This window comes from Aeromonas sp. ZOR0002, assembly GCF_963866995.1.
Classification (GTDB): domain Bacteria; phylum Pseudomonadota; class Gammaproteobacteria; order Enterobacterales; family Aeromonadaceae; genus Aeromonas; species Aeromonas caviae.
Genome location: NZ_CAWMFQ010000003.1, coordinates 1 through 6915, shown reverse-complemented (window position 1 = coordinate 6915; position 6915 = coordinate 1). Strand labels below are relative to the sequence as shown.

General features: G+C 62.8%; 6 protein-coding genes and 1 pseudogene. 5 read left to right on the top strand and 2 right to left on the bottom strand.

Going from position 1 to position 6915, the window contains the following annotated elements; translation table 11 throughout:
- A pseudogene (locus tag AACR77_RS00255) lies at positions 1 to 173 on the bottom strand (dihydrofolate reductase family protein); the annotation flags it as partial.
- A complete protein-coding gene (gene zntR / locus AACR77_RS00250) occupies positions 163 to 600 on the bottom strand; it encodes a Zn(2+)-responsive transcriptional regulator (RefSeq protein WP_041213891.1) in 438 nt (145 codons plus the stop codon). The pseudogene AACR77_RS00255 and the gene zntR, both read right to left, overlap by 11 nt.
- Positions 601 to 1032: 432 nt before the next feature.
- Between zntR and purH the strand changes: the two genes are divergently transcribed.
- From purH to AACR77_RS00225, 5 genes are all read left to right on the top strand, one after another.
- Complete coding sequence (purH, locus tag AACR77_RS00245) at positions 1033 to 2625, top strand: bifunctional phosphoribosylaminoimidazolecarboxamide formyltransferase/IMP cyclohydrolase (protein ID WP_010675610.1); 1593 nt, start codon at positions 1033 to 1035, stop codon at positions 2623 to 2625.
- A 104-nt stretch (positions 2626 to 2729) separates the two neighbouring features.
- Positions 2730 to 4019, top strand: a complete 1290-nt coding sequence (purD, locus tag AACR77_RS00240) for a phosphoribosylamine--glycine ligase (protein WP_042879049.1) — start codon at positions 2730 to 2732, stop codon at positions 4017 to 4019.
- Positions 4020 to 4425: 406 nt separating this feature from the next.
- Entirely contained in the window at positions 4426 to 4800 is a 375-nt protein-coding gene (locus AACR77_RS00235; RefSeq protein ID WP_010675612.1) for a cytochrome b562, read from the top strand.
- Positions 4781 to 5335, top strand: coding sequence for a cytochrome b/b6 domain-containing protein (locus AACR77_RS00230; RefSeq protein WP_010675613.1), 555 nt, complete (start codon positions 4781 to 4783; stop codon positions 5333 to 5335). The genes AACR77_RS00235 and AACR77_RS00230 overlap by 20 nt, the downstream gene beginning before the upstream one ends.
- A 266-nt stretch (positions 5336 to 5601) precedes the next feature.
- Positions 5602 to 6915: alpha-amylase (locus AACR77_RS00225; protein WP_042879047.1), on the top strand; the 1314-nt coding region annotated here is incomplete at its 3' end.

Genomic DNA, 6915 nt, shown 5'->3' with positions numbered 1-6915 from the left:
CCCATCAGCAGCAGATCGGCGCTGGCCATCAGGGCGCTGTAGCCGGTCTCCTCCTGGGAGTCGCCGTTGTAGGGAGCGAGCCAATCCAGATTACCCCCCTCCCCCGCGATAAAGCCGTCGAGGGAGAGGGCGAGAAAGGCGGAGACCCGGGGCCGGCGCAGCTCAGTGCTCATGGTCGTGGTGCTCGTGGCGGGAAGGGGCGCCGGACTCCAGGGTCTCGAGGATGGCGCAATGCTCCGCCGAGCGCGGGCCGCCGCAGCAGATGTCGGAGAGGGCCTTCAGGTTCTCGCGAAAACGGGTCAGCTCCAGGAGCTTCTGCTCCACCTGTTCGAGCTTGGTGTCAGCCACCGCCTTCACCTCCTGGCAGGTGACCTTGGCCTTGTTGGTGTCCAGGGTGAGCAGCTCGCCGATATCCGCGAGGGAAAAGCCCACCGACTTGGCGCGGATGATGAACTCCAGCCGCCGCCTGTCCTGCTCCCCGTAGAGGCGATAACCGGATTCGTTGCGAATGCCCGGCGAGATGAGGCCGTTCTTCTCGTAAAAGCGCAGGGTGTCGGCCTTCACCCCGCACGCCTTGGCCAGTTCACCGATCCGATACATGGTCCTCTCCCCCCGCATGACATTCCCGATATGGTACTCAATATAAACCGGCCTCCACTATCACCTCTTTGCCCGGCGATTGCCAGTCAAAGGCAGGAAAGCAGCAGCTAACCCCTCACTTGCCGGCCATTTATCCCCAAAACACTGAAAAGACAAACGTTTCACAAAAATTCACCAGAAAACGTTTAACGCCGCATCCCACAAGGGTTTGTCTCTTTAAAAAATCCACCACAGGTCACATTTTTTGTGTAGAATACGCGCCCACAAGAGAGCGTCGCGTCAAGCGGGCATTTCCTAAAACGCTTTTGCCAACGGCCGCCCCGGGCGAGAGTGGTTTGCGAAATCCCCCACTTCCATTTATTTGGGGACTCTCTGTGTGTTGAGCCTCGCCTCCCATGGAACGGTCCCCGTTATGCTGAGGACGATAGTGTGATGGAACAAGCTCGACCCATTCGCCGTGCACTGCTGAGTGTGTCTGACAAGACTGGCATCCTGGAATTTGCCAAGGCACTCGACGCGCGTGGTGTGGCCCTGCTCTCCACCGGTGGTACCGCCAAGCTGCTGGCCGATGCGGGCCTGCCGGTGACCGAGGTGTCCGACTACACCGGATTCCCCGAGATGATGGACGGCCGGGTCAAGACCCTGCATCCCAAGGTACACGGCGGCATTCTCGGCCGTCGCGACCGGGATGACGCCATCATGGCCGAGCACGCTATCTCCCCCATCGACATGGTCGTCGTCAACCTCTATCCCTTCGCCGCCACCGTGGCCAAAGCCGGTTGCACCCTGGAAGACGCCGTCGAGAACATCGACATCGGCGGCCCGACCATGGTCCGCTCCGCTGCCAAGAACCACAAGGACGTCACCATCGTCGTCAAGGCCTCCGACTATGACCGCGTCATCGCCGAGATGGATGGCAACGGCAACAGCCTGACCCTCTCCACCCGCTTCGATCTGGCCATCGCCGCCTTCGAGCACACCGCCGCCTACGACGGCATGATCGCCAACTACTTCGGCACCCTGGTGCCCTCCTACGGCGAAAACAAGGAAGGCGACGAAGAGTCCCGCTTCCCCCGCACCTTCAACAGCCAGTTCATCAAGAAGCAGGACATGCGCTACGGCGAGAACAGCCACCAGGCTGCCGCCTTCTACGCCGAAGAGCAGGCCGCGCCGGGCTCGGTGGCAAGCGCCATCCAGCTGCAGGGCAAGGCGCTCTCCTACAACAACATTGCCGACACCGACGCAGCGCTGGAGTGCGTGAAGGAGTTCAGCGAACCGGCCTGCGTCATCGTCAAGCATGCCAACCCCTGCGGCGTCGCCATCGGTGACGACCTGCTGGCAGCCTACGATCGCGCCTACCAGACCGACCCCACCTCGGCCTTTGGCGGCATCATCGCCTTCAACCGCGAACTGGACGGCGAGACCGCCGCGGCCATCGTCGCCCGCCAGTTCGTGGAAGTGATCATCGCTCCCAGCATCAGCCAGGCAGCCCGCGAGGCGGTCGCCGCCAAGCAGAACGTGCGCCTGCTGGAGTGCGGCCAGTGGACTGCCCCGGCGCAAGGCTTTGACTTCAAGCGCGTCAACGGCGGCCTGCTGGTGCAGGAGCGCGATCTGGGCATGGTGACGCTCGGGGATCTGACCGTGGTCAGCCAGCGTCAGCCCACCGAGGCCGAGCTGCAGGATCTGCTGTTCTGCTGGAAGGTCGCCAAGTTCGTCAAATCCAACGCCATCGTCTACGCCAAGAACGGCCAGACCATCGGCGTCGGCGCCGGCCAGATGAGCCGCGTCTACTCTGCCAAGATCGCCGGCATCAAGGCCGAGGATGAAGGGCTGACCGTGGCGGGCTCCGTCATGGCCTCCGACGCCTTCTTCCCGTTCCGCGACGGCATCGATGCCGCCGCTGCCGCGGGCATCTCCTGCGTCATCCAGCCAGGTGGCTCCATGCGCGACCAGGAGGTGATCGACGCCGCCAACGAACACGGCATGTGCATGGTGTTCACCAACATGCGTCATTTCCGTCACTGACAGCCCAGGGCCGCCGATGGCGGCCCTGCCTCTTTAGCACCGGATCCTTTCCACTGGCAGTGCCACCGCAGCGCCAGTGAACTCAGACAGAAGCGAGCGAGACGATGAAAGTACTGATCATTGGCAACGGCGGCCGTGAACACGCCCTGGCCTGGAAGGCCAAACACTCCCCCCTGGTGACCCAGGTCTTCGTGGCACCGGGCAATGCGGGCACCCAGCTTGAGCCGGGCATCGAGAACGTCGCCATCCAGGCCACCGACATCGAGGGCCTGCTGGCCTTCGCCAAGGCGAACCAGATCGGCCTCACCATCGTCGGACCGGAAGCCCCCCTGGTAAAAGGGGTGGTCGATGCCTTCCGCGCCGCCGATCAGACCATCTTCGGCCCGACCGCCGCCGCTGCCCAGCTGGAAGGCTCCAAGGCCTTCACCAAGGACTTCCTGGCCCGCCACGCCATCCCGACCGCCGCGTACCAGAACTTCACCGAGGTGGCGCCGGCGCTGGCCTACCTGCGCGAGAAGGGCGCCCCCATCGTCATCAAGGCCGACGGTCTGGCCGCCGGCAAAGGGGTGATCGTCGCCATGACCCTCGACGAGGCGGAAGCGGCGGTGCGTGACATGCTCTCCGGCAATGCCTTCGGCGATGCCGGCGCCCGGGTGGTGATCGAGGAGTTCCTGGACGGGGAAGAGGCGAGCTTCATCGTCATGGTGGACGGCGAGCACGTGCTGCCCATGGCCACCAGCCAGGATCACAAGCGCGCCTTCGACGGCGACACCGGCCCCAACACCGGCGGCATGGGGGCTTACTCCCCGGCGCCCGTGGTGACCGACGAAGTGCACCAGCGCGTGATGGAACGGGTGATCATGCCGACCGTGCGCGGCATGGCTGCCGAGGGCAACGTCTACACCGGCTTCCTCTACGCCGGCCTGATGATTGATGCCGAGGGCAACCCCAAGGTGATCGAGTTCAACTGCCGCTTCGGCGACCCCGAAACCCAGCCCATCATGCTGCGGATGCAGTCCGATCTGGTGGATCTCTGCCTCGCCGCCTGTGCCGGCCAGCTGGATCAGAAGGAAGCCGTCTATGACCCCCGTGCCGCCATCGGCGTGGTGCTGGCGGCGGGTGGCTATCCCGGCGACTACGCCAGCAATCACCCCATCAGTGGCCTGCCGGTGGACGAAGTGGCAGGGGAGAAGGTGTTCCATGCAGGCACCCGCCTGGAAGGACACACCAGCCTGACCCAGGGTGGCCGCGTGCTGTGCGCCACCGCCCTCGGCCACACGGTGCAGGAAGCCCAGCAGCGGGCCTATGCCCTGGCTGGTCGCATCCAGTGGGACGGCATCTTCTATCGCAAGGACATCGGCTGGCGTGCCATCGAGCGCGAGCAGGCCGAATAAGGGCCGGATCCCGATCACTCAAAGGGCCTGCGGGCCCTTTTTTGTTGCACGGCGTCTGTGCGGGCAGTGGAATCGTCCACGGGATGTAGCTTTCAAAAACAAAAAATACCAGAAAAACTAACCTGACGTTAAAAAACCGATGTGTAAAAAATAATGGCAGCATGATTCACTGCCTGCGACCCCCTTCCCGGACCAGATGCGCGCCCTTGTATCCCCAGCCGGAGGCGAGATCCGGTGACCGTTCTCTTTCGGCTACATTCCCACAGCAATCCCCTGCACAATTCGTCACAATTGGTCGCACTTTCTTCATACAATGATCGTCCTTTCATGGCATCATGATGCGTGAAACCGCACTCAAATGAGTGCTATAACAACCTGCAATCTCGTCGTCTCATAAGGAAATCCCATGCTGAAAACTGTGCGTCCCCTGCTGCTGCCCCTGATGTTCGGCCTGATGGCCCTGCCTGCCATGGCCGGCGATCTGGAGCAGCCGATGAAGAAGATCGGCTTCAACTACAAGCAGGCCGTCAAGGCCGACGACGCGGCCACCATGGAGAAATACATCAAGGAGATGAAGGCCCAGCTGGACGTCGCCAAGGGCAAGAACATGCCCGCCGCCAAGAAGGAGAAGTTCCTGGAAGGCATGACCGAAGTGCAGACCGAGCTGGATGCCAGCCTGGCAGCCCTCCAGGCCGGTGACGAGGCCAAGGCGCGCGAGCACCTGGCCAAGGTCAACGACCTGAAGAAGGAGTACCACAACTATGCCAAGCAAAAAGGCTGATCCCTTCCACTGGGATGCTCTGGTGCGCCTCACCCACTGGGGTGTGGCGGCCATCTGTATCGGCAACCTCTGGCTCAACGAGGCGGGCGAGGAGTGGCACGAGCGGATGGGATACGCCGTCATGGTGCTCATCGGCATACGCCTGCTGTGGGGGCTCACCTTCGCTCGCGGCCACGCCCGCCTGCGCGCCCTCATCCCGAGCCGGGAGGATTTTCGCCATCAGGCCGACGCCCTGCGCGAACGGACCCCGCCCACCCCTGGCCATCACGGCAGCGGCAAGCTGGCGGTCTGGGCACTCTGGCTGCTGGTACTCGCCACCGCAGGGACCGGCTGGTTCCAGAACACCGAGACCGGCTTCGATCTGGGGGCGGACGACTGGCACGAGTGGTGCACCTGGGCACTCCAGGGCATGATCGCCCTGCACCTGTGCGCCATCGCCTACACCTCCTGGCGCCAGCGCAGCAACCTGGTCACCCGCATGCTGCCAGGGCGTCGTGCCCGGGCCAGTGCCGGGCAGCAGGAACCCAACGTCTGAACGTTCACGGGGCCCTGCGGGGCCCCTGTTCATCCCCTTCGCTACCTGCTTGACGGGATCTCGCACCGATCTGCCCCCCTCTGCCCCCTCCTGCTGCCACCGAATGGCATGAAAGCATTTTCATTCACATTTCTTAATTAATTCAGCTTGTTCGATTTTCAACCACATCGATTTCATGAATGCTACGGAGCTGAACGAGGTTGTTTGTTGTCCGTTCGACTACACGACAGTGATACGTCAATAACAAGATCGAAGGGAAAATCGTCATGCACAACACACTGTTTCGAACCGCCCTGCTGGCGGCGGCACTCGGCTCTTTCAGCCACACTGCCAGCGCCGAAGGAGTCATGGTTCACCTGTTCCAATGGAAGTTCAACGACATCGCCAACGAGTGCGAGACCGTGCTCGGGCCCAAGGGGTTCGGTGGCGTCCAGATCACCCCACCCGCCGAGCACAAGCAGGGCAGCCAGGTCTGGTGGACCGTCTATCAACCGGTCAGCTTCAAGAATTTCAACAGCTTCGGCGGTAGCGAGGCGGAGCTCAGGAGCATGATCGCCCGCTGCAACGCGGCCGGGGTCAAGGTCTATGCCGACGCCGTCTTCAACCAGCTGGCATCGGGTTCAGGCACCGCCACCGGCGGCGGCAGCTACAACTCGGGGCAATACCAATATCCCCAGTTCGGCTACAACGACTTCCATCACAGCGGCGACATCACCAACTACGGTGACAGCAACAACGTCTGGAACGGCGCCCTCTACGGCATGCCGGACCTCAATACCGGCTCATCCTACGTCCAGGATCAGATCGCCACCTACATGAAGACCCTGCTCGGCTGGGGCGTGGCGGGCTTTCGCATCGATGCGGCCAAGCACATGGCGCCGGCCGATGTGAAGGCCATCCTCGACAAGGCAGGCAGCCCCAGGGCCTACCTGGAGGTGATCGGCGCAGGCGGGGAGTCCCCCGACATCCAGCCGGGCCGCTACACCTACATCGACACCGTCACCGACTTCAAATACGGCACCGATCTCGCCGCCAACTTCAATGGCCAGATCAAGAACCTCAAGACCCTGGGCGAGAGCTGGGGCCTGCTCCCCTCCAACAAGGCCTTCGTCTTCGTGGTCAACCACGACCGCGAACGCGGCCACGGCGGTGGCGGCATGCTCACCTTCATGAGCGGTGCCCGCTACGATCTGGCCAACACCTTCATGATGGCCTGGCCCTATGGCTGGAAGCAGGTGATGTCGGGCTATCGCTTCGAGAACATGAGCACCTATGAAACCGACAAGGGGGCACCGGGCAGCACACCTTGCACGGACAGCCAGTGGAACTGCGAACAGCGCCGACCGACCATCATGAACATGGCCCTGTTCCACAACCGGACCGAAGGCCAGCCCGTCAGCAACTGGTGGGACAACGGCAACAACCAGATCGCCTTCAGCCGCGGTGACAAGGGCTTCGTCGCCATCAACAACGAGAGCGGCAGCCTGGTGGCCTCGGTGCAGACCGGCCTGCCGGCCGGCGAGTACTGCAACCTCCTGGGGGGCAATGACTACTGCAGCGGCGGTTATATCACCGTCGAT